This is a genomic window from Saccharibacillus sp. JS10 (assembly GCF_024436065.1).
Lineage (GTDB): Bacteria > Bacillota > Bacilli > Paenibacillales > Paenibacillaceae > Saccharibacillus.
Genome location: NZ_JANFNS010000003.1, coordinates 484,025 through 507,046 on the forward strand (window position 1 = coordinate 484,025; position 23,022 = coordinate 507,046).

Consider the following 23,022-nt stretch of genomic DNA (forward strand, 5'->3'; position numbering starts at 1 on the left):
TAAGAGTTTCGTAAATGCAACGAAATTGGAATTTATTGATTTTAAAGAAATTTTATGGCGACTAAAGTTAAGTATTGGGATTCTTCGGTGTATAGCTGATCGGAAAGTGAAATTGGATGATGAGGCTGTCGAGCAAATGAATCGGTTGATTGAGTTTGGGGAGCGGTTGAGTGCTTTTATCTAGAGATGAAAATGAATGAGGACTCTTATATCTCGGTAAACAAGGTCATAACAGTTTTTTTCAATTTTACTCATGATGTTCGTACTCTTGGAGCTGTTCTCGAGTTTCAAACATCTGGAATCCCTTAGATCGCTTCCTTAAATTATCAACTTCTCTACATGCTTCAAAGTTAACTCAATTGCATATCTTTTTTATAACTTAGTCCAGCACAAATCCTAAATTTATATATTTTATTGCACTTATTGCATAACAAGCATTCATCGGCTACCTCTTTTAATATACTTAGAAAGTCAACAATTCTCTGCTGTATGAAGTCTGTTCCATCATTAGCAGTTAACTTTTATATCATTTCAGTTTGAAGTTTGAATAATGAAAACATCGGTCCTCCCTTGACTATTTCTCTAACTAAATTCTTATAATCTGAAATATGTATAGAGCTTTCCTTCTTACTAGTCATTAAGGTCAATGTCCTCACTCCAAATTTATTAATAGAGTAATTAGTATTACTAGGATAATAGATTGATATACAAAAAAGGCCACCAAATGGTGGCCATCGCTGACACTGCTAATGAGGGTGAATTGTGGCTGTTCAAAAAAAAATCTCCCAAAAGTCTTGTTGTGTCTGTTGCAGATGGATGATTTCATCAACCGTTTACTTCCATATAAACTTCATTCATCATATCTTCCATAATTACAGTTTTAAATTCATTATTTTCCAATATCTTCATAAAAAACTCTTGATTACTGCTCATACGGTCAATAACGAAATTCATAAAGGATTTTTCAAAAGCAAATTTAAAATTTTCTTTTGTATTATTTTTTGCTCTTTGGCGAATGTCTTCATCATTTAATATATCTTCTTTTACTTGCTCGCGAGAAAGAAAATCCGTTTCTGTGAATTGTGTACCAAAACGCTCATTCAACTTAGCTAACACGCTCGATAAACGAACTACTTCATCCTCAGTTGCACCACTAGAACCATGTTTCTGAGGATCTAAATCGTAGCCACCTATTTTCTCAAGCACAATGCTTCCTTCAAACATTTTCTGATTACGATAATATTCAAGTGCTACATCATCAGCCAAATAAACGTCTTTGTCTCCTTGACCACGTGGTAATTTACGCAAGAAGTACGTTAAATAAATATATTCCTTGTGCAGACCTAGGTCGATAAATGTTACAACTTGCAATATAAAGCCATACGTACGCATGAATTTTGTAGCCGTTTGTTTAAATACGAATTGTTCTTCTACCGAAAGCTTTTTAAAACGCTCTATCCCTTTATCGAGGACCGCATTCAACTCGGCTTGAGCCTTCGTAGACTTCTTCACACCGCCTATTACCTCAAGTTCATTTACCCTTTGCACTTCTTCTTCCGTAAACACTTGATATGGCTCTAACTCAGCCTGCATATCATAAAGGATATTTGGATCAGTAATTTCTGCTAGACTTGTCGATTCATAATAAGGCTGGAAAGACGCCTTCATTTCTTCTGCATCATTTACAAAATCCAATACGAATGTGTCATCTTTACCAGGGCATGTACGATTTAAACGAGATAGTGTTTGCACCGCCTTAATACCGCTTAATGGCTTGTCAACATACATTGTGTGCAACAGTGGTTCATCAAATCCAGTTTGATATTTTTCCGCAACAAGTAGCACTCTGTACTCGTCAGAGTTAAATTTTTCAGGTAACTCTTTTTCAGAGAACTGATTCATTTCTGGCTCGGTATAATTAATCTCGCTATCTTTCACAGTGCCTGAGAAAGCGACTATTGTTTTTAAGTCATTGTAGTTCATTTCATTGATATACTTATCGAAAGCCAGTTTGTAACGTACTGCATGTAAACGGCTCGCTGTTACAACCATTGCCTTTGCACGACCACCAATTTTGCGCTGTACAAAATTACGATAATGCTCGATAATAATCTCTGTTTTTTGCGCGATGCTATGCGGATGTAGTGACACGTATTGCGCTAGCTTTTTTGTTGCTTGTTTTTGTGATACCTGTGGGTCATCGTCTACTGTCTTTGCGATTTTCCAGAATGTTTTATAGGTTGTATAGTTTTCGAGCACATCTAAAATAAAGCCTTCTTCAATTGCTTGTCGCATTGTGTACTCATGGAATGCTACTGGTTTACCATCTACACTAACTGTGCCGAATTTCTCTAATGTCTTCGGCTTTGGTGTCGCCGTAAATGCAAAGAAAGATATGTTATCTTGCTTACCACTTTTCATGATTGCTTCAACGATTTTCTCGTCCAAGTCATCTAAGTTCTCTTCCGCAATACGGTCTTCCTCATAAGCTGCTTCTAACGTTTTATCCGATAACACATTTGTTAACGCAGTTGAAGCTTTACCGCCCTGGGAGGAGTGAGCCTCATCAATAATGACCGCATACTTTTTACGCTCTAAGCCCACTACTTTTTCTAAAACAAACGGGAACTTTTGAAGCGTCGTTATAATAATACGAGTCTCATTATTAATAGCTCGTACTAATTGTGCTGAATCTTTATCAATCGGCTCTACCATCCCTGCTTTATGTTCCAACTGATAAACCGCATCTTGCAATTGCTTATCTAACACTCGGCGATCGGTAATAACGATTACACTACTAAAAATAGATTCATTGTCCTCGTTATGTAGCTTCGCTAAACGATGTGCAAGCCACGAAATCGAGTTCGTCTTGCCCGATCCCGCAGAGTGCTGAATTAAATAATTATGACCGACATGCTTTTGTTCAACATCTGCTTCTAACTCACGTATAACATCCAGTTGATGAAAACGAGGGAAAATGAGCATTTGACGCTCACTTATTGTTTCGCCGTTTGAGTCTTTAATGTCATCCTTCTTAATAAAGATGAAGCGATATAATATGTCGAGTAAGCTATCTGGGATTAAAATATTTTCCCATAAATAATGCGTACGATAATTATCATCGTAACTCAAAGGATTACCCTTTCCGCCATTATTGCCTTTGTTAAAAGGTAAGAAGTATGTTTTATCTTTATCAAGCTTTGTCGTCATAAATACTTCATCTGGATCAACAGCAAAGTAAACAGCAACACGCTCATTAAACTTAAAGAGCTGCTCACGCGGATCACGGTCAGACTTTAACTGCTTCATCGCATGTTCGACTGTTTGATTTGTTAATGGATTTTTCAGCTCCATTACAACAAGGGGCAAACCGTTTAAAAACAGCACCATATCTAAGCTATTGTTATGCTTATCACTGTAATACACCTGGCGAGCAACGTTAAAGCGATTTTTCCCATACTGCTCATTTAATGTTTTATTCATAACCGTAGGTGGCTTATTATACGCAAGTTGTAATGTCACACCACGGTCTTTAATCCCTTTACGTAGACATTCAACCAAACCTTGACGATGTAGCTGGTCTTTAATACGTTTTAAAACTTCTTCTTTATATGAAGAACCATACCATTTCTCTAGCGTACGCATACGTTTTTCCTGTGTATCCTCTAAAAAAGAAAATAGCTCTTCTATGTCGATAGCATGCTGCTTGAAAGCATCACTCTCTTCTCCTTTTAACACACGCTTTTTATAGCCATTCGCAATTAATGCTATTTCGATATTCGTTTCAAAACCTTTTTCTGAAGTATCTACTGCCATCACAACTCACCTCACTTCATCGAGTTCCGTATCACGTACATTGATTTTTCCTGTTGCCGCTTCGTAGATAAGGGACTGGCGGTATTCTTTTAGTTTTTCGATTTGTTCTTTCACTGTCGAAATCAAATTAAAAATGGCTTTCTGTTTATTAAATAACCACTTATTTATTTCACGTTGTTCTTCTAATGTCGGAGGAATAGCAAATATAAGTTCTTTAACTTGTACAAAATTTAGCCCCTCTCTCGAGCTACCGTTTTGTGCAAACCAAATTTGTTGATTTATAACGTATGAAGACATTAACATATTGAAGTAAAACGGATAAACTTTCCTTTGATTTAATCGAATAATACACACATGCTGGTTAACATTTGCTCTCCCGAAGTCTTTAGGAACAATTGCTGTTCGTCCAATGGAAGCTCCTGTGATATTCAATAAAATGTCTAAAGGTTTAACTTGTGAAGATTTCATTTCAGCATTAGTCTCTTCTGAAATAAATGCTAAATCTTTCAAACGAATTCCATCAAAATGAACATTCAAACTTCGTAAAAAAGGCACTCCTTCATCTAAATATACCTCTGATCCACCTGATGGAGTCTTTCCACTTCCTACATGATTAGCAAAATGTTTAACTTTTTTCACTTCCCAATGTTCAGGAATCACCCCAATCCACTCAATACCTGAATCTTTCATTTTCACATTCGGATTTAAACCTTTTGTAACAGCTTCTGTGATGATTGATTGGCGTTGTTGTTCTAACAATATTATTAGATTTTCTTTATGTTTCAATAAAGCCTCGATTTCAACACATTTACATTCTAAATATTTCGCTACGATTTTTTGCGTTTCTTCAGAAGGGATATTTAATTCATAATTTTCTACTTCTGACCCTACAATACTAGGCAAAGCTGTTTGGGTTACAATTTGATTCCATGGAAACATTTCTAACAGATAATAAAAATATCTCGGAGAATTACCTGGATAAATCTCAGTGTAATACATAGTATCTACAGTCCAAAAATCACCTTCAACATATAAAGGTTTACCTATTGTTCCTTTTCGACCAAATAACACTGAAGGCCCAGTAAAAAGTTTCTTATCAGTATATTTAAAAACTCCGCCCGATCCATATACGTCAATAACATTATCATCATAGTTCACTTCATTTGTTACTTCTCGACCATTCTTAACTTTTAAATGGTATTTTAATTTACTCTTTTTAAAATCTACACTCATCCTATCACCTTCTTCAACTGCTCCGTAATCTCCGCTTCTAATATACGAATCTCGTCCATAATTTCTGCTGAGCTGCGTAGTGCTGTGTATTTATAGAATTGGCGAGTGAATGGTACTTCATAGCCAATTCTTGTTTTCGTTTCGTCTATCCATGCATCTGGTACGTGTGGTAATACTTCAAGTGCAAAGTAATCATGAATATTTTCTTTCAAAGGCACATTTTCAGTATCACGTAAATCCGTATCAGGCTCAATTTCTGTTTTGTTTTTCATGCATACGTCAGCTGTTTCATCTTTTTCAGATAGACCCGCTGAAATCGCCTTTAAAACAGGTGCTCCGATAGTAATACCAGCTTGCTTCAATGCATATTTTACCACTTTAGTGAACTCGTCACGATTTCTATATACTTTGTCATTTTCTAACGTGCGTAAAACATATAATATTTGCGTTTGCAGCTTTTTACCTTCTTCAATTTCAAAGTGACCTGCGTCGCCCTTTTTATTCGATGTGGCTAAGTTCACAAAGCCCTTTTCCGCTACAACACGTGCAAGACGCTCTTCGTTTACTTGGAAGTTTAAACGTAAAGGACGGTCTACTGTGATTTTTGCGTAACCGAAGTATTCATTGTCAAAGATCTTCACGTACTCGTTTGGCTGTGCATCACCGTATAAACAAACAATCTCACTTATTTGCTCTTCTGTAATTTCATTTCGCTTGCTACCCATCGACTTTTTCATTTTTTTTGAGAAATCTACAGCGTTAACTAAACGTACTTTCCCTTTATGAAGAGGCGCCTTATTGTTTGTTAAAATCCAAATGTACGTTGCAATACCTGTGTTATAGAAAAGGTCGTTTGGTAGTGCAACGATGCCTTCTACTAAATCATTCTCAAGCACATATTTACGAATTTCACTTTCGCCAGATCCCGCATCCCCTGTAAATAATGGTGAACCATTCATAATGATCGCTAAACGAGATCCTTGTGGGTTTTCCACTGTGACTGGCTTCATTTTTGATAATAAGTGCATTAGGAATAACAGTTGCCCGTCACTTGTACGAGGCGTACCAGGACCGAAACGACCGTCAAAACCTTGTTTCTCATGTTCATCTTTAATTAGTTTCTCATATGATTTCCAGTCCACTCCATAAGGGGGATTTGAAATTAAGTAATCGAATTTATCACGTGGGAATTGGTCGTTTGATAACGTATTTCCTAAACGGATATTACGTGCGTCTTCTCCCTTTATAAGCAAATCTGCTTTACAAATCGCATATGATTCAGGATTAATTTCCTGACCAAAAAACTCCAAATGCGCTGTTGGATTTTGGCTTAGTAAATACTCTTGTGCCACAGAACCCATACCACCTGTACCAGCTGCACAGTCATATAACGTTTGTGTTAAGCCTGGCTTCCTTAAAATACTCGCATCGTCATGGAGGAACAATAAATGCGTCATTAAGCGAATTACTTCACGTGGTGTGTAATGATCTCCTGCTTCTGCATTCTCATTGAAACGACGAATTAGTTCCTCAAATACATAACCCATTTCAATGTTTGAAACTGTTTCTGGATGTAAGTCAATCTCACTAAAGCGTTTAATCGTTAAGTATAATAAGTTGTTCTGCTCTAGTTTATCGATTTGGCGATCAAAGTCAAAGTGATCCATAATATCGCGAGCCACTTTCGAGAAACCATTCATATAGTCACGCAAGTTATCAGCAATGTTATCAGAATCTGTTAATAACTTGTCAAAATCATATTTACTTGTGTTGTGGAAGTTTTGCTTTGAAACACGATTTAAAATCGGTTCACGAGCATCTTCATTCATGGCAACAAACTGCTCTGCCTTTGCTAATACTTCCTCTTTGGTGCTCTCCAATACGCAGTCAAATCGACGTAATACAGCTAATGGTAAGACGATTTTACCATAGTCCTCTGGTTTATACGGTCCACGCAAGATCTCTGCGATTGACCAAATAAAACTTACTTTATCCTGGAAGTTGATCATAAGTAATCTCCTTAATTGATTAAAAAGAAATTTTAGAATAATAATATATAATTAAAACAGACTGAACAATTTATATGTAAAGAAAACTCAATAAAAACAATCTGCTTTGATAGATCTTTACACTTCGTTATTAAATACAATTATAAGTGCTTTAGTGAAAAATCAAGAGAATCCAGGACGCCTGCGTGTAGGAAGTAAAAAACATGACGCAAGTGCATATGAAAAATCCACACCTGTTTTCAGGTGTGGATTTACAGAATGGAGGCGAGGGGAGTCGAACCCCTGTCCGAAGATAACGCAGCATAGGCTTCTACGGGTGTAGTCACAGTTTTGATGTCACCCGAGCAGCGCCCCGTAACCGGCTCTGCGTTGGGTCAGCCTGATTTGCTTCTTCCGTCTACCCCCAGGCGGAGACTAAACGGCGTATCCCACTATAGGTTGGGCCCTCATCCCGGTACATGGGCGATACTGAGCGAGAGCACGCATCACAGTTTCTTAGGCTGCGAAAGCGTAGTTGTTTTGTTGTTTGCCATTTAATAGGCTTTAGCGTTAGTAAAGCGGACGCGTCCCCACTACCCGCTACCCATGCCCGAACTACCCCCGTCGAATCCATAAACGCCCCCTGATGGGAAAACGGTCGCCGTCCGAACCTCGAACGAACGTGCCTTTTCCATAAAAGGGAACTTTAGGATTAAAGGGACGTCGATGAAGGAACCGTAAGATTCGCTACACGAGTCGCATTGTCCAAAGTTCACGCAGCCTTTCCCTCCATAAAAGAAAGAACTGCTCATGAGAAAAGTCTAGCTTTTCCCACAGACCTAGATTATAGCATATTCCAAGCTACAAAGATAGATTACCCGACCTCCGCAATCACCAAACAAGGAAGAGACCGGATCTACCGTTGCCGAGACTTGAGCGCCCGCTGGATATCCCGCTGTGCGTCGCGTTTTGCCGCCGTATCGCGTTTGTCGTGTTGCTTTTTACCTTTACCGACACCGATTAGCAGTTTCGCATAGCCGTTGCGGACATACACCTTCAGCGGCACGATCGTATACCCTTCTTGCTTCGATTGCCCGATCAGCTTACGAATCTGAACTTTATGCAGCAGCAGCTTACGCGTGCGCGTCGGATCAGACGGGTTATTGATATTGCCCTGCTCGAACGGGCTAATATGCATATTGTGAATAAAAGCTTCCCCGCCGCGGATCGTCGCAAACGAATCCCCGATATTCGACCGCCCTTTTCGCAGCGACTTAATTTCGGTTCCTGTCAGCACAAGCCCGGCTTCATACGTATCTTCGATAAAATAATCGTGAGACGCTTTTTTGTTCTGTGCAAGCAGCTTCCCTTGCTCGGTATTTTTCTTCATATTCTGCACCTCCAGCCTGTTCCTAACATTAAAACCTTACCTAAATTCTAACCCTCTCTTTTGGAAAAAGGCAAGAAAAGCAGCGACCGGGGAGTTTAAGCGATTCATCTCAGAATGAGGTTACCTCCACCCTGACAGAATCCATTCGCTCCCCGCTTCTGCCTTCTCTATTCAAAAGAGCCAACCCGACTTCAATCCACCGGAGCCTTAGCTCCGGTCTTTTTTCGGTCTGCCGCCGCCAGAGCGACCGCCTTTCGAACCGCCGGAGCGGTCGTTGCGCGAGAACGAAGCCGTCTCGCCGCCGTAGCCGCCGGTGCCGGAGCCAAAGCTAAACTTCCCTTTGCCCGGTTCGCGGCTGTTGTCCGCGCCGCCTGAGTTATTGCTGGCGCTTTGCGCGCCGCCAGCAGTTCCCTCGCCGTTCCCGCCGCCGCCGCGGCTCGAACGGCGTTTCCGCCCGCCGGCTGCGCCCGGCGAGCCGTTGTACGCATCTGCGCCGCCGTTGCCGGCTTCGATCTGAATGCCGCCGCCTTTACGCTTGCGCGGCGACTTTCCGGCTTCGCCGCTCGGCGCGACTGCGTCCGCGCCGCTCTTGCCTTCGGCTGCTACGCCGCCGAACGCCCAACCGTCGCCGCGCTTTCCTTTGCGCTTGCGACCACTGTCTTCGCCGCCAGCTTGCGGCGAAGAGGAATCGGCGATCGCAGCCGGATCGCCGGGCTTGCCTTTGCGGCTCGGATTCTCGCCGCCGCTACCGCCTTTACGCTTGCGCTTTTTGCGCTTGCCGCCATCGGATGGCGAAGCACTGCTGTCTCCTCCAGCCGCCGGCACTGTAGCCGCGCCGCCGTTCGGGCGGAAGACATCTTGTTTTTTCTTGCCTTTTTTCTTATCTTTTTTGCCTTTGCCTTTATCTTTGCCGAACTTCTCTTTACCCGTTTTGTCGCCGCGAGGACCGCGTTTGGAAGAATCGCCGGAGCCGCCTCCGTCACGTCTGCGTCCACCGCCGCCGCGGAAGTTGCTTTTTTTCATATCAACCAATTCGAAATCGATCGTATGCTCTTCCATGCTGACTTTCGCTACGCGGATCTCCACTTCGTCACCGATACGGAACGTACGCGAAGTGCGCTCGCCGATCAGCGTCAGGCGGGATTCGTCGTAATGGTAATAATCGTCGGTCAGATTGCTGATATGGATCAGACCTTCGATCGTGTTTTCCAATTCGATGAACAATCCGAAGCTGGTCACGCTCGCGATCACGCCGTCGAATACTTCGCCGACTTTATCCATCATATACTCGGCTTTTTTCAGTTGCGCCGTATCACGCTCGGCATCGACTGCCACGCGCTCGCGAATCGACGATTGCTGCGCATAATCCGACATCCGCATCGCCAACTGTTCTTCGCGCTGCTTCGTCAACTTGCCTCCGTTATCCGCCATTTCCCCGATCACCCGGTGAATCACCAAGTCGGGATAACGACGAATCGGCGAAGTGAAATGCGTGTAGTACTCTGCCGCAAGGCCGAAGTGACCCAAGTTCACCGAGTCATATTTCGCTTGTTTCATCGAACGAAGCAGCAACGTGCTGATCGCTTTTTGCTCCGGCGTATCTTGCACGTCTTCCAGCAGCGCTTGCAGTTCTTTTGGCTGAATACTGCCGCCGCGCGTTCCTTTCACCTGATGTCCCAAGTTCGCCGCGAACGCCGCAAACAATTCCAGACGCTCTTGGTCCGGGTCTTCGTGAATCCGGTACAAGAACGGAACTTTGGCTTTGCTGAAATGCTCCGCTACCGTCTCGTTTGCCGCCAACATGAATTCTTCGATCAGACGCTCGGCGACCGAACGCTCACGCGTGACGATATCGATCGCTTTGCCTTGATCGTCCAGCAACACTTTCGCTTCTTCGAAATCGAAATCGACCGCGCCGCGCTTCATGCGGCGAGCGTTCAATTTGAGCGACAGATCGCGCATCGTGCGGAACGTCTCGATCAGATCGCTATATCGTTCCATCAGTTCCGGATCTTCGTCTTCCAAGATCAAGCGAACGCTTTTGTACGTCATACGCTCTACCGTTTTGATGACGCTTTTGAAAATATCGTAGCGCACGACATTCATCGACGCGTCAAATTCCATTTCGCAAGACAGCGTCAATCGATCGACGCGCGGGTTCAAGCTGCAAATGCCGTTCGACAGACGCGGCGGCAGCATCGGAATCACCCGATCGACCAAATACACGCTGCTGCCTCGGTTGTACGCTTCTTGGTCGAGCGCCGAACCTTCCGGTACATAATAGCCGACATCGGCAATATGCACGCCGAGCATATAGTTGCCGTTCGGCAAAATTTCTACATTGACCGCGTCGTCCAAGTCTTTGGCGTCTTCGCCGTCGATCGTCACGATGATTTTGTCGCGCAGATCGCGGCGACCTTGACTTGTAATTTCTTCTTCCGTAATCTTGTCCGGCGCTTGCTCCGCTTCCGCCATCACTTCGTCAGGGAACGATTCCGGCAATTGGTGCTTGCGAATAATCGATAAAATATCGACGCCGGGATCGCTGTTATAGCCCAGCACTTCGATGACTTCGCCTTGCGCCGCAGCTCTACCGTCCGGATACGAAATAATGCGCACGACTACTTTTTGCCCGTTAATCGCTCCGCCTGCACGTCCAGCCGGGATAAAGATATCGCGGGTAATCCGCTTATCGTCCGGCAAGACGAATCCGAACGATTCTTCGTCTTGGTACGTACCGACGATTTGGGTAACTGCGCGTTTGATAATACGCACCACTTCGCCTTCTGTACGACCGTTCGACGAACGCCGGGACGCAACGCGCCCAAGCACAATATCGCCGTTCATCGCGCTAAGCATATCGCTTGCGTTGATGTACAGATCGGATTGCGTACGGTCTTCCGGAATCAAAAATCCGAATCCTTTCGCATGTGTCTGCAGTCTTCCGCGCAGCAGATCCATTCGTTCAGGCACGCCATAGCGCTGGGCACGTGTCAGCACGACTTCACCGTTTTCTTCAAGCGTATTAAGCATGTCCATAAATTCCCGAAAAACATCGGCATCTTCGATTCCGAAATGTTGTTCCAGCTCTTGATAGGTCATGGGCTTGTACGCGTCTTCTCGCATGAAGCCCAGCAGCATCTCTTGCGTTATCATGATTATCACCTCAAAATGGCTCCGGCTGCACGCAGACCGCTTGGTCGCTTACAGATCGCGAATGCTCGATTTTTGCTTCTTTTTCTACATCTTCATTATACGTTAAAAATACCCGTGCCGGAGCCTGCTTAATCCATTAAATAGCGGGCAAGCGTCAGCGCAAGCTTTATTTCTACACAAAAAAACCTTCGCGTCCTTTGAATCAAGGATCAACGAAGGCTGTTTGGAGCGAACAAGCCGCCCGCAACGTGATATTAGTTGGTTAGAGCCGTAGTCAGAAGCGCCATAACGACGAATCCGATACCCAATACAACGGTAATACGCTCAAGCACCAAGTCCATACCGCGAGCTTTGGTTTTGCCGAACAAATGCTCTGCACCGCCGGAGATGGCGCCCGCCAAGCCTGCACTTTTTCCTTTTTGCAACAATACTACTGTAATCACACCTACGGAAAAGATCAAAAGAACTACTTTCAAAAAGATTTCCATTGTCATTCCACCTCCTAAGCGTAAGCCGCATATCCTGTATAATAAGTGGGTTACCCCGATTACCGCATCTTCAACGTCATGAAACAAAACACCACTTTTATCCTAACACAAACCCCGATATTTGACAATCAAGCAAAAAAGAGCTTACAACAATATTCGCACATTTAAAAACCCGCGCTACAGATGATGATCTGCAACGCGGGTTTGGCTCATAGACGTTTTGGAAAATACTCTATACCTGCGACCTACCGATAAAACTTAGCGGCGTTGTTCTTTTGCCTGAGCGGTACGGTCAGTCCAAAGAATGTATCCTGCGGATACGGCCGTAAGGACCAGAATGGCCATGATCACCATGGCATCCGACATACTCTTTCCTCCTCTGCTGATGTAAAACAAGATGAAATGCGGACGTTGCCTTCTTTGCGAAATAAAAGTAGAACGGAAAGGTCACCTCTCCTGTTTCTGCTTAAGAATACAAATTCAGCAGTTAAGTTGTGCGATTAAGTGTAAAAGTGACGAATTCCATCATCCTTTCCGAAAGTGTGGGCAACATACCTGAAACCTTAGATTTCGATCTACGAAAAGTTAGGTTCCTTTGGAGGATCGATCTTTTTCAAAAAGACCGAAAGAGCGTTACGCCAGATTGATGATGTTCAACCTTGTGCGTTGCTTTTATGAATCGTATCTTACTCCTGCTGACATGTTGTGTAAAGGACGAAATTTACCTGTTTTTGGGGGCTGCAAGCTAATATCTGACATCGACAACTACTGAGCTGCACAAGCTTTCATTATCGCCTGAAACCTCTTTTTTTCTTCACTTTCCTACAAAAATAAGCTGTAAAATCATCAACGCTGATCTAAATAGTCTTTTTTTAGCATCACAGTATCGTAGTACGTAATTTTTTGGATAATTCGCTGCATATGAGAAAACGTTTCAGTCATTTGTTGTTCGATTCGTTTTTTGTGTTGTTCAAGAAATTCGCGGCGCTCAATTAAGGTATCGTCTCCTTCAAAAATCATATCCACATAGGATTTGATTTCGTCCAAAGTCATGCCTGTACTTTTTAGTGCGATCACGAATTTTAGCCAATCCATCTGCTCGTCCGAATAAATACGTCGTCCATTTGAGCTGCGGGAAACGGAAGGCAATAACCCTTCTTTTTCATAATAACGCAAAGTTGAAGCATTCAGCCCTGTTAAGGTTTCGACCTCGCTAATCGAATACGTCATATTTCCACCTCTTAAAGTTAACTTTAACTTCAGTATATAAAAATAACCCTCAAAGCAAGGAGTATAGATCATTAGCTCGCTTCAAGGGTTATGAATACATTCATTTTATTGTATAGATAATCTTAGATTCAAGATCAAATCTTACGATTTAAAGTCCGCGTTCTGAGTGACTTCTTTCCATTCTTCGATAGATTGAAGCAAATTGTTGAACTTATAAGTAGCTGCGGCATAAGCATCATTGCCAAGAAGCAAGCGTAAAGGCGGGTTCTCGCTTTCTACGATTTGAAGCACGGCTTCGGCTGCTTTAACCGGATCGCCCGACTCATGGTCGGAAATATCCGATCCTGCGAACCTATTCATAAACGACTGATACTCTTCGATCGAAGAAGCTGTTTTGATCGAAGAACGTCCTGCCCAATCTGTACGGAATCCGCTAGGTTCGATCAAAGAAACACGAATTTGGAACGGAGCCACTTCTTGAGCTAGACTTTCAGAAATACCTTCTACCGCGTATTTCGTCGCGTGATAATAACCCAGCGCCGGGAAAGAAGTCAGGCCGCCGATCGAAGAAAAGTTAATAATATGCCCGGAACGTTGACTGCGCATCTGAGGAAGTACCGCGTTCGTCATATTCATTAGACCCCAGAAATTAATCTCGAACATTTTACGCGTTTCTTCTTCTACGCTTTCTTCGACAGAACTGAAGTAACCGATCCCTGCGTTATTCACCAGTACGTCGATCGAACCGAAACGAGCGATACTTTGCTCGACAGCCGCTTGAATTTGCTCGGGTTTGGTCACATCGAGAGGTAAAGCCAGTACGCGCTCTTCATGACCTTGTGCCAAATCCGCAATCGCTTCTTGTTGACGTGCAGTAGCCACGACACGGTAACCGGCTTGAATCGCTTGCTCAGCAATAACCCGACCAAAACCTGTAGAACATCCTGTAATGAAAAAGACTTTATTTTGCGACATCGGACATGCTCCTTTTTACTTGAGATAAGTACTGTCATCACTGTACTTCTTCAAGTTAACTTGAAGTCAAGCTCAAAAATTCATGTCTTTGAAAAGGGTTTGGTATCGCAAATTACATTCAAAATCTGCTAGGATGCCGACCTATTTAGATCGAATTCGTATCTTCTTGCATCAAAAGACTCCATGCGCGCTGCAATTTGTCGTTATACGCCGGATCATCTGCGGAGTTCATAAATCGTACTTTTCGGCTCCCGCCGCCGCTTAGACCTCGCTCGTTTAATACACCCGACAATCGGCGCACTGTACCGGCACTGCCGTCGATGATTTGAATATGCTCGGGCAAGATCGTTTTGAGCAAAGGCGCGTAATACGGATAATGCGTACATCCCAATACGACCGTGCCATACTGGCTTAAGTCAAAAGGCTCAAATTTGCTACGGAAATAATCGCCCAATTCTTGCGGATCGAAATTCAACTGTTCGCAGTATTCGACGAGTTGCGGCATCGGAAGCGAATCGACAATGCCCAGATCGTCTACCCGGGAGACTAAATCTCTATATTTCGTTTGGCTTAACGTTAGCTCTGTCGCGAGTACCAGTACTCTGCGTCCATTGGCTCCGTTCATTTCGACCGCGGGTTTGACCGCCGGCTCCATCCCGATTACGGGGATATCGTATACCCGCCGAAGCTCGGTTGCCGCTACACTTGTCGCTGTATTGCACGCAATGACGAGCGCTTTGACTTTTTCGCCCAAAATCCGTTCTGCCGCTTCGCACACATATTCCGTCACTTGCTGCTTGGTTTTCGGTCCATAAGGCACATGCAGCGTATCCGCAAAAAAGATAAAGTCTTCATTGGGAAGTTGCTGGAAGGCTTCGCGCAAAACAGTCAGACCTCCGATTCCCGAGTCAAAAAAAGCGATACTCATCTATTTCCCCTGCCGTTTCATTGATTTAATCGAACTCATCTTTTACGATTATAGACCTCTTGGAAGCAAAACGCCAAGAAATGCGGTCTTTGACCTTTCTTTTTATGGCTTGATTTCAAATTGCAAAACAGGCCCTTCCCAATCGACTTCCTGCCCTTCGGCATAATGAGAAGCCGCGACACAAGACGCAATCGCATGTCGCCAAAATCGTAAAGCAAGTTTGTTTTCTTCCATAATGCCAAGCTTCCACGATCCGCTGAATTGCCGAAATAGCCAATCTGCCGCTAACGTACCCAAACCGCTTTTTCGATACTTTTTCATGACAAAAAATTCGACCATCTCATGCCCGTAAGTATCAGAGGCTAGATCGATCACAAAACGGCGAATCAAAGCGAACCCCGCCAATTTCCCGTCTACACGCAGCAAAAAAGGAAAATGTCCCGGTTCATTCCAGTAAGCATCCAAATCCCGATATTCATACAATCCCGATTCGTTCACGTCTTCGGGGTCATATTCCGTAAAATCGTATTTATATAATTCAAGCAATTGCCGTAACGCCGATTTATATTCATAAGTAGCCAATTGGAAAGTTACAGAAGCACCGAGTTTTTCAACACTCAAGATCGTTGTTTCTTTGGCATTAACTGATAGATAAGAAGTTCCATAATCGTTCAAGTTAGCTCTACTCCCGTTCTTTTATAAATAAATTACACAAGCCTTATCATGTTAGGCAAAATGCTCCATTGCTTTATGCAGGGCGCCAATCGCTCCGCTATAAGCCCCTAGCGGCGGAATCACGGCGGCAGCTCCTAGCATTTCTGTAAAACGAAACGTTAGCTCGTGCAGCAAAGCATTGTTTTCATACGAAGAACCGACGTATACGACCTTAGTCGTACGCTCTAACTTTGCCGCTTGCACACCGACGGTCACGACCAACTCCGCGACCATACCGATCATGGCTGCCGCATAATCTTGCGGCAAAACGCCGCTCTCCGGCGGAGCTTGCCGCGCAAAATTCGCGGCGGTCAGGTCACCGGCAATCGGCGGCGGCGCCGGGGCATAGATCTGCCCCACCGTCAGATCGACCGCCTCCCGGTTGCCCAGCGGCGCAAGCCGCACGATTTCGTCGTAATCGCGCAGCCCGCACAGCAGTCCGGTCAGACCGACGATCGTGCCTCCGCCAAGACCGATCCCGCCGAGCCTCAGCCGCTCGGCGCCTTCAATCACATGCAGCGACGTCCCTGTCCCGACGTTCACCAGCACCCATCGCTCCGCTGCCGCCTCTTGACCTCCGGCTTCGCGCTGCATGATCCGCACGGCACCTTCCGCCGTCGCTTCAAATTCGGGTACCTCTACCGCCGACGCGTACTCCGGCAGTAAATCCCGCAACCGGTTCCCGCGCCCGCCTGTAAATCCTATTTGCGCACCCAGCGGAATAGTTCTCCGCACCCAAGACGCCGCAGACTCCAGCTCCTCTGCCGCAAACTTCACCAGCTCTTCTTCGCTGTCGCCGCTACGATACACCATTTTAATCAATGTGCCTCCCGCATCGATCCCTACATATCCGCTCATATCGGGCTCCCTTCTTATTTCGCCGATCTTTTCTTTCTTCTATCATAAGCGTCGTCAGCATGAAGTCCAATTTTTTGGTTGTTCACAATTTTCTTCTTGATCTTTGGTCTTGATTCCTTTAAAATAGGCGAAGTTGACATTGTATACCTCAATAAGACGGTTTGAGGGTATCTACCGGGGACCACACCTCCCGACTACAAAGTCGCGCCGAAGGCGCCCTTTGCAGTCGGGAGTTTTTGCGTGCTTACGCAAAACTTCTGCCTGCAAGAGTGCACTAATTTTGCGTGAAAAGGAGCCCTACCGCACTATGAATATTAAAGTTCTTGTTCTGACGATCGCTGCTTTTACAGTCGGTCTTGTCGAACTCATTATCGGCGGCGTATTGCCGCAAATCGCCGCAGATCTAGGCGTGTCGGTCAGCACCGCAGGTCAGTTGATTACCGCATATGCGCTCGTGTATGCCGTATCGGGTCCAACGTTGCTCGCGTTAACGGCTAAGATCGAACGCCGCAAGCTGTATCTGTGGTCGCTCGTCGTGTTTATTTTAGGCAGTCTGCTTGCTTTTTGGAGCCCGTATTTCTGGGTTCTGCTTATCTCTCGCTTTGTTACCGCAGCTAGCGGATCGCTGATTACGACATTGTCGCTTACGATCGCAGTCAAAGTCGTACCGGAAAAATTCCGTGCTCGCGTGATCGGGATCGTATCTATGGGGATTAGCTCGGCAATCGTGCTGGGCGTACCGCTCGGCGTTCTGGCTGCCGACAAACTCGGCTGGCGCATCCTGTTCTTGTTTATCGCGATCTTCGCTGTATTTGCGATGTTCGTCATCTACAAGCTGATGGAGCCGATCCAGCCGCAACAAGTGATGCCGCTGCGTCAACAACTTGCTTCATTGAAGAACACTAAAGTCGCAGGCGCACATCTCGTGACGTTGCTGCTGCTTGCCGGTCACTATACGTTGTATGCTTATTTCACACCGTTTTTGGAAAACGTCATGAATCTCAGCGCTTCATGGATTAGTGTCGTGTACTTCTTCTTCGGTCTTGCCGCAGTAGCTGGCGGAATGATTGGCGGCGTCATGTCGGATAGTCTAGGCGCGAAAAAAAGTATTCTAATCGTGGTCGGCGTCTTCGCCTTATCGCTGTTCGTTCTGCCATTCACAGCATCTATGATTCCGCTGTTCGCGGTTCTTGTCTTCGTCTGGGGCGCACTGAGCTGGGCGTTATCGCCTGCGCAGCAAAGTTACCTGATCGAAGCTTCGCCGGAAACGTCGGAAATTCAGCAAAGCTTTAACTTCTCGGCACTTCAAGTGGGAATCGCAGCCGGATCGGCAATCGGCGGCGTGGTCATCAGCCGCGCTCCATCGGTCACGTATAACGCTTGGGTCGGCGGTGTGATCGTCGTCATCGCTTTTGCTGTCGCTCTGTACACGTTCTATCACAAAACATCGACTCGTCGCTCAGATGAACAAAAATCAAGCAATCGTTCGAAGCTGGAAGCGAACCTGAGCGGAGATTGATACGTTTATAAGCCACAAATATAATCGAAGCCGGATCGACAGCACCTCTGTCGATCCGGCTTTTTTATACGATGTTTTGGAACAAGGCGTAACCTTTCGCTCATCGACGGCGTTCAAGAAGTACAACTACCGATCTTTTCCAATCTTCGATATTGTTTTAAGAAAGGAGCTAGGTATGAACATCAACCGATTAATTTTGGGGGCTTTACTGTTGGGTACACTACTTCTTCTTTTAGCGGCATGTTCCACAAAAAACGAACGTATTTTGTTGGTCGGCATACATTCCAGCAAAGACGTCGTCGCTTATAATACCGATCAAGGCATTACAGACCCGGAAGCGATCAAGAAATTCAAAACCTTAATCGAAAGCGCCGCTCCAATCGAACGCAAACCTACAGGAACGAAATTAGATTCGGATTATACGGTGGTCGTCAATAATGGAAAAGACTCGACGATGGAACTCGGTGTAGAACTGTGGCAAATGGAAGACGGTACGTTTCTGATCGGTCAACCGTTGTTCGGTGATCCTCAAAAGTATTCTAGAACCAACTCAGAGAATAGCGAAAAACTCAAAGAGCTGCTACCTCTCGAAGAAGAATAAAACAAAAAAAAGAGACGCCGCGTCCGGCGTCTCTTTTCCTATTCAAATCTATTCGCGAACCAAAAATCCTATTGGAATTTCTTTTGGTCCAAGTTGTAGAACGATTTAAGACCATTGTATTGAGCCAAGTCGCCCAGTTGGTCTTCGATGCGAAGCAATTGGTTGTATTTTGCAACGCGGTCTGTACGGGAAGGAGCACCCGTTTTGATTTGACCCGCGTTAGTCGCAACTGCGATGTCTGCGATTGTGCTATCTTCGGATTCGCCCGAACGGTGAGAGATAACTGCTGTGTAACCTGCACGTTTAGCCATTTCGATTGCATCGAAAGTCTCAGTCAATGTACCGATTTGGTTAACTTTGATCAGGATCGAGTTACCGATTCCTTCTTCGATACCGCGGCTCAGACGCTCAGTGTTCGTTACGAACAGATCGTCGCCGACCAATTGGACTTTATCGCCCAATTTTTCAGTGAGCAATTTCCAACCTTCCCAATCGTCTTCTGCGCAAGCATCTTCGATTGTGATGATTGGGTATTTTTCAACCCAAGAAGCCATCAGGTCAACGAATTCTGCGGAAGTGTAAGATTTACCTTCGCCCGCAAGAACGTATTTACCGTCTTTGTAGAACTCAGTCGAAGCTACGTCCATACCCAAGAAGATATCTTTACCTGGCGTGTAGCCAGCTTTTTCGATCGCTTCGATGATTGTAGTCAATGCTTCTTCGTTCGATGTGAAGTTAGGAGCAAAGCCGCCTTCGTCGCCTACTGCTGTAGCCAGACCTTTGCTGCTGAGTACTGCTTTGAGGTTGTGGAAGATTTCCGCACCCATGCGCAGAGCTTCTTTGAACGTAGGCGCGCCTACTGGCAGAACCATGAACTCTTGTACGTCAACGTTGTTGTCGGCATGTTCGCCGCCGTTTACGATGTTCATCATTGGTACTGGCAATTGTTTAGCGTTGAATCCGCCCAGGTATACGTACAGTGGCAGATCAAGAGCGTCAGCTGCTGCGCGAGCTACAGCCATCGATACAGCCAGGATCGCGTTAGCGCCCAGTTTACCTTTGTTTGCTGTTCCGTCCAGCTCGATCATCGCTTTGTCGATGCCCAGTTGGTCAAGAGCGTCCATACCGATAACTTCTGGAGCAATCGTTTCGTTTACGTTTTTAACCGCGTTTTCTACGCCTTTACCAAGGTAACGGCCTTTGTCGCCGTCACGAAGTTCAACTGCTTCGTGAACACCTGTCGAAGCGCCGGAAGGAACGATTGCGCGACCGATCGCGCCGGATTCCAGGTATACTTCAACTTCTACTGTAGGGTTACCGCGGGAGTCAAGGACTTCGCGTGCATAAACGTCAGAAATAATCGTCATTTTTAAGTAATCTCCTTTGAGTTCGTTTTTATAAGTTAACTATGCCACATTTGCGGCTTAATGAGAAGTTTTGCGACCGGAAATGACCGATGTGCCTGTCATTTCGGCAGGTTGCGGAACTTGCATCAGATCGAGAATCGTCGGTGCGATGTCGGCAAGAATGCCGCCTTCGCGCAGCGTCACGTCTTCGCTCGTTACGATAAACGGAACCGGGTTCGTTGTATGCGCCGTTTGCGGGCGTCCAAACTCATCGATTTCCGTCTCCGCATTACCGTGGTCAGCTGTAATCAGAACAACGCCGCCTTTGGCAAGAACCGCGTCTACAACGCGTCCTACGCATTCGTCTGTTGTTTCTACAGCTTTGATCGTTGGCTCCATCATGCCGGAGTGTCCAACCATATCCGGGTTTGCGAAGTTCAAGATGATGCAGTCTTGACGCTCTGCTTCGATCTCGGCTACGCAAGCGTCCGCCACTTCGTAAGCACTCATCTCCGGTTGCAGGTCATACGTTGCAACTTTCGGCGAGTTGATCAGAATGCGAGTTTCGCCTTCCAGCTCTACATCGCGTCCGCCGCTGAAGAAGAAAGTCACGTGCGGGTACTTTTCAGTTTCCGCGATACGCAATTGCGATTTGTTGTGTTGAACGAGTACTTCGCCCAGTGTATTGGTCAAGTTTTTCGGCGAGTACGCCACCAGACCTTTTACATTGGCACTGTACGTCGTGAACGATACGAAGCTCAGCGTTTCCGGTTGACCTTCGCCGCGTTCAAAGCCAGCAAATCCCGGGTTTGTCAGCGCTTCGGAAATTTGAATCGCACGGTCAGGACGGAAGTTGATGAAGATAATCGAGTCACCGGATTCGATTTTCGCCGTTGGCTGTCCGTCTTTTGCGATTACGGTAGGCAATACGAATTCGTCCATGACTTCTTTCGCATAAGAAGCTTCTACCGCTTCCAGACCGCTTGCCGCGTGTTCGCCTTCGCCGTATACCATTGCACGGTAAGCCAGTTCTACGCGTTCCCAGCGTTTATCGCGGTCCATCGCGTAGTAACGACCTTGCACGGTCGCGATTTGACCTACGCCGATTTCGGCGATTTTATCAACCAGAAGCTGCATATATTTCTTGCCGCTATCCGGAGATACGTCGCGTCCATCCATGAAAGCATGGATATATACGTCGTTGAAGTTTTCTTTTTTCGCTAATTCCAACACAGCAAAAAGGTGATCGATATGACTGTGTACGCCGCCGTCGGACAGCAGACCCAGTACATGAAGCTTTTTGCCGTTTTGTTTAGCCGAAGTGATCGCGGACAGCAACGTTTCGTTTTCGAAAAAGTCGCCTTCGCGGATCGATTTGGTGATGCGAGTCAAGTCTTGATACACGATGCGGCCTGCACCGATATTCAAGTGACCCACTTCGGAGTTGCCCATCTGACCTTCTGGCAGACCTACGGCTTCGCCGCAAGCTGTCAGTGTCGTATGCGGGTATTTGTTCCAAAAACGCTCATAGTTCGGTTTTTTCGCTTGAGCAACTGCGTTGCCTTCTACGCCTTCGCGCAGACCGAAACCGTCCATAATAATCAGCGCTACCGGTTTTGGAGCTGTCATTACTTCGCCCCCTCAACTAGGGCAACGAAGGAATCCGGTTGAAGACTTGCACCGCCGACAAGCGCGCCGTCGATGTCGCTTTGACCGAGGTATTCCGTTACGTTCTCAGGCTTCACGCTACCGCCGTATTGGATACGGATCACGTCAGCTGTCGCTTGATCGTACAGATCAGCAAGAACGGTACGGATATAAGCTGTTACTTCGTTTGCATCTGCGGATGTAGACGATTTGCCTGTTCCGATTGCCCAGATTGGCTCGTAAGCTACGACAACTTTCGCCGCGTCTTCTTTGGACAGACCTTTAAATGCGCCTTCGGTCTGTACTTTGCAGACGTCTTTCGTTTGGTCGGCTTCGCGCTCTTCGAGCTTTTCGCCTACGCATACGATCGGAGTCAGGTCGTTGCGGAAAGCCGCTACGACTTTTTTATTTACGATTTCGTCGGTTTCGCCAAAGTATTGACGACGCTCCGAGTGACCGATGATTACGTAATCTACGCCGAGTTCTTTCAGCATAACGCCGCTGATTTCGCCCGTGAATGCGCCGTTGTCTTCGAAATGAAGGTTTTGTGCGCCGACTTTGATTCCAGTTCCTTTAACCGCTTCGGTCAGAGCAGGAAGATTGGTGAACGGTGCACAGATGACCGTTTCCACGCCTTCTACCACTGCGCTACTTTTTACAGCTTCTGCAAAAGTCAGCGTTTCGGATACGGTTTTGAACATTTTCCAGTTACCTGCGATGATTGGCATTCTCACGAAATAATCCACTCCTTTTAAATGACTGATCTCATAAAACGGATTGCGTCAGCATTGGAAACGTAGGAGCTAAGATGGCGCTGCGAGTTGCCGGCGCCTCCGATCGCGTGTTGAAATTCGATTTCTTTGATTGAAGCATAACAGAGGGGGAAATCGAATTTCAAAGGCGAACAAGCTTATGCTTTCGATGCCAGCTTTCCCTAGGAAAGCTTTTAGCTTCTCCGGCTGCCTGCAACTCTTCGCTACTTTAGCACGTGTACCAACGCTGACTAAAACCATTTTAGGATCGCTTTAAAACTCGCTCCGGCGAGGGGAGGGCGGCGGGGACAGGTGAAACGTCCCCGATCGCTTCTCCTTGCTGAAGCTTGGACATGCTTGTAAAGCTAGTTCGATCTATGG

The 23,022-nt window shown here is 45.6% G+C and carries 16 protein-coding genes, 1 other RNA gene and 1 riboswitch; of the genes, 2 read left to right on the forward strand and 15 right to left on the reverse strand.

The window, feature by feature from the left end; genetic code table 11:
* Nucleotides 1–825: 825 nt before the first annotated feature.
* The 12 genes from NOM90_RS12565 to NOM90_RS12620 all read right to left on the reverse strand — a co-directional run bounded on the left by NOM90_RS12565 (nt 826) and on the right by NOM90_RS12620 (nt 16,776).
* Nucleotides 826–3,816, reverse strand: a complete 2,991-nt coding sequence (locus NOM90_RS12565) for a type I restriction endonuclease subunit R (protein ID WP_255942362.1) — start codon at nt 3,814–3,816, stop codon at nt 826–828.
* 6 nt (nt 3,817–3,822) lie between these two features.
* Complete coding sequence (locus NOM90_RS12570; RefSeq protein WP_255942363.1) at nt 3,823–5,049, reverse strand: restriction endonuclease subunit S; 1,227 nt, start codon at nt 5,047–5,049, stop codon at nt 3,823–3,825.
* On the reverse strand, nt 5,046–7,058 hold the full coding sequence (locus NOM90_RS12575; protein WP_255942365.1) for a type I restriction-modification system subunit M: 2,013 nt from the start codon (nt 7,056–7,058) through the stop codon (nt 5,046–5,048). Before NOM90_RS12575 ends, NOM90_RS12570 begins: the two co-directional genes overlap by 4 nt.
* A 256-nt stretch (nt 7,059–7,314) precedes the next feature.
* Nucleotides 7,315–7,681: a transfer-messenger RNA gene (ssrA, locus tag NOM90_RS12580) on the reverse strand.
* Nucleotides 7,682–7,953: 272 nt separating this feature from the next.
* Nucleotides 7,954–8,427 (reverse strand): SsrA-binding protein SmpB, encoded by a 474-nt coding sequence (gene smpB / locus NOM90_RS12585; RefSeq protein WP_255942367.1) that lies wholly within the window; start codon nt 8,425–8,427, stop codon nt 7,954–7,956.
* A gap of 207 nt (nt 8,428–8,634) precedes the next feature.
* A complete protein-coding gene (rnr, locus tag NOM90_RS12590) occupies nt 8,635–11,583 on the reverse strand; it encodes a ribonuclease R (RefSeq protein ID WP_255942451.1) in 2,949 nt (982 codons plus the stop codon).
* Nucleotides 11,584–11,837: 254 nt separating this feature from the next.
* A complete protein-coding gene (gene secG, locus NOM90_RS12595; protein WP_255942453.1) occupies nt 11,838–12,071 on the reverse strand; it encodes a preprotein translocase subunit SecG in 234 nt (77 codons plus the stop codon).
* Nucleotides 12,072–12,917: 846 nt separating this feature from the next.
* Nucleotides 12,918–13,301 (reverse strand): MerR family transcriptional regulator, encoded by a 384-nt coding sequence (locus NOM90_RS12600; protein WP_255942369.1) that lies wholly within the window; start codon nt 13,299–13,301, stop codon nt 12,918–12,920.
* Between the two features lie 141 nt (nt 13,302–13,442).
* On the reverse strand, nt 13,443–14,276 hold the full coding sequence (locus NOM90_RS12605) for an oxidoreductase (RefSeq protein ID WP_255942371.1): 834 nt from the start codon (nt 14,274–14,276) through the stop codon (nt 13,443–13,445).
* A gap of 145 nt (nt 14,277–14,421) precedes the next feature.
* The gene (gene murI / locus NOM90_RS12610) at nt 14,422–15,204 is read right to left on the reverse strand and encodes a glutamate racemase (RefSeq protein ID WP_255942372.1); all 783 of its coding nucleotides are present in this window, start codon (nt 15,202–15,204) and stop codon (nt 14,422–14,424) included.
* Between the two features lie 102 nt (nt 15,205–15,306).
* On the reverse strand, nt 15,307–15,879 hold the full coding sequence (locus NOM90_RS12615; protein WP_255942374.1) for a GNAT family N-acetyltransferase: 573 nt from the start codon (nt 15,877–15,879) through the stop codon (nt 15,307–15,309).
* A 51-nt stretch (nt 15,880–15,930) separates the two neighbouring features.
* A complete protein-coding gene (locus NOM90_RS12620; protein WP_255942376.1) occupies nt 15,931–16,776 on the reverse strand; it encodes an acetate and sugar kinases/Hsc70/actin family protein in 846 nt (281 codons plus the stop codon).
* Nucleotides 16,777–16,895: 119 nt separating this feature from the next.
* Nucleotides 16,896–16,993: riboswitch (purine riboswitch) on the forward strand.
* A gap of 90 nt (nt 16,994–17,083) precedes the next feature.
* On the opposite strand from NOM90_RS12620, the gene NOM90_RS12625 reads away from it, so the two are divergent.
* Both NOM90_RS12625 and NOM90_RS12630 read left to right on the forward strand, forming a co-directional pair.
* Nucleotides 17,084–18,295: an MFS transporter gene (locus NOM90_RS12625; protein ID WP_255942378.1), complete on the forward strand. Its 1,212-nt coding sequence runs from the start codon at nt 17,084–17,086 to the stop codon at nt 18,293–18,295.
* A 175-nt stretch (nt 18,296–18,470) separates the two neighbouring features.
* Nucleotides 18,471–18,896 carry a hypothetical protein gene (locus tag NOM90_RS12630; protein WP_255942380.1) on the forward strand — a complete coding sequence of 142 codons (426 nt, stop codon included), beginning with the start codon at nt 18,471–18,473 and terminating at the stop codon, nt 18,894–18,896.
* 68 nt (nt 18,897–18,964) lie between these two features.
* Here NOM90_RS12630 and eno read toward each other — a convergent pair whose 3' ends face one another.
* From eno to tpiA, 3 genes are read right to left on the reverse strand one after another with little or no spacing between them, the layout of a single operon-like run.
* A complete protein-coding gene (gene eno / locus NOM90_RS12635; RefSeq protein ID WP_255942381.1) occupies nt 18,965–20,263 on the reverse strand; it encodes a phosphopyruvate hydratase in 1,299 nt (432 codons plus the stop codon).
* Between the two features lie 57 nt (nt 20,264–20,320).
* Nucleotides 20,321–21,871: a 2,3-bisphosphoglycerate-independent phosphoglycerate mutase gene (gene gpmI, locus NOM90_RS12640; RefSeq protein ID WP_255942382.1), complete on the reverse strand. Its 1,551-nt coding sequence runs from the start codon at nt 21,869–21,871 to the stop codon at nt 20,321–20,323.
* The gene (gene tpiA / locus NOM90_RS12645; RefSeq protein ID WP_255942383.1) at nt 21,871–22,623 is read right to left on the reverse strand and encodes a triose-phosphate isomerase; all 753 of its coding nucleotides are present in this window, start codon (nt 22,621–22,623) and stop codon (nt 21,871–21,873) included. Before tpiA ends, gpmI begins: the two co-directional genes overlap by 1 nt.
* Between the last annotated feature and the right edge of the window lie 399 nt (nt 22,624–23,022).

Coding starts and splice junctions, on each gene's coding strand:
- NOM90_RS12600 (WP_255942369.1), bottom strand. CDS start 13,301: ATGACGTATTCGATTAGCGAGGTCGAAACCTTAACAGGGCTGAATGCT.
- NOM90_RS12570 (WP_255942363.1), bottom strand. CDS start 5,049: ATGAGTGTAGATTTTAAAAAGAGTAAATTAAAATACCATTTAAAAGTT.
- NOM90_RS12565 (WP_255942362.1), bottom strand. CDS start 3,816: ATGGCAGTAGATACTTCAGAAAAAGGTTTTGAAACGAATATCGAAATA.
- murI (WP_255942372.1), bottom strand. CDS start 15,204: ATGAGTATCGCTTTTTTTGACTCGGGAATCGGAGGTCTGACTGTTTTG.
- NOM90_RS12605 (WP_255942371.1), bottom strand. CDS start 14,276: ATGTCGCAAAATAAAGTCTTTTTCATTACAGGATGTTCTACAGGTTTT.
- smpB (WP_255942367.1), bottom strand. CDS start 8,427: ATGAAGAAAAATACCGAGCAAGGGAAGCTGCTTGCACAGAACAAAAAA.
- NOM90_RS12625 (WP_255942378.1), top strand. CDS start 17,084: ATGAATATTAAAGTTCTTGTTCTGACGATCGCTGCTTTTACAGTCGGT.
- secG (WP_255942453.1), bottom strand. CDS start 12,071: ATGGAAATCTTTTTGAAAGTAGTTCTTTTGATCTTTTCCGTAGGTGTG.
- eno (WP_255942381.1), bottom strand. CDS start 20,263: ATGACGATTATTTCTGACGTTTATGCACGCGAAGTCCTTGACTCCCGC.
- gpmI (WP_255942382.1), bottom strand. CDS start 21,871: ATGACAGCTCCAAAACCGGTAGCGCTGATTATTATGGACGGTTTCGGT.
- NOM90_RS12575 (WP_255942365.1), bottom strand. CDS start 7,058: ATGATCAACTTCCAGGATAAAGTAAGTTTTATTTGGTCAATCGCAGAG.
- rnr (WP_255942451.1), bottom strand. CDS start 11,583: ATGATAACGCAAGAGATGCTGCTGGGCTTCATGCGAGAAGACGCGTAC.
- NOM90_RS12620 (WP_255942376.1), bottom strand. CDS start 16,776: ATGAGCGGATATGTAGGGATCGATGCGGGAGGCACATTGATTAAAATG.
- NOM90_RS12630 (WP_255942380.1), top strand. CDS start 18,471: ATGAACATCAACCGATTAATTTTGGGGGCTTTACTGTTGGGTACACTA.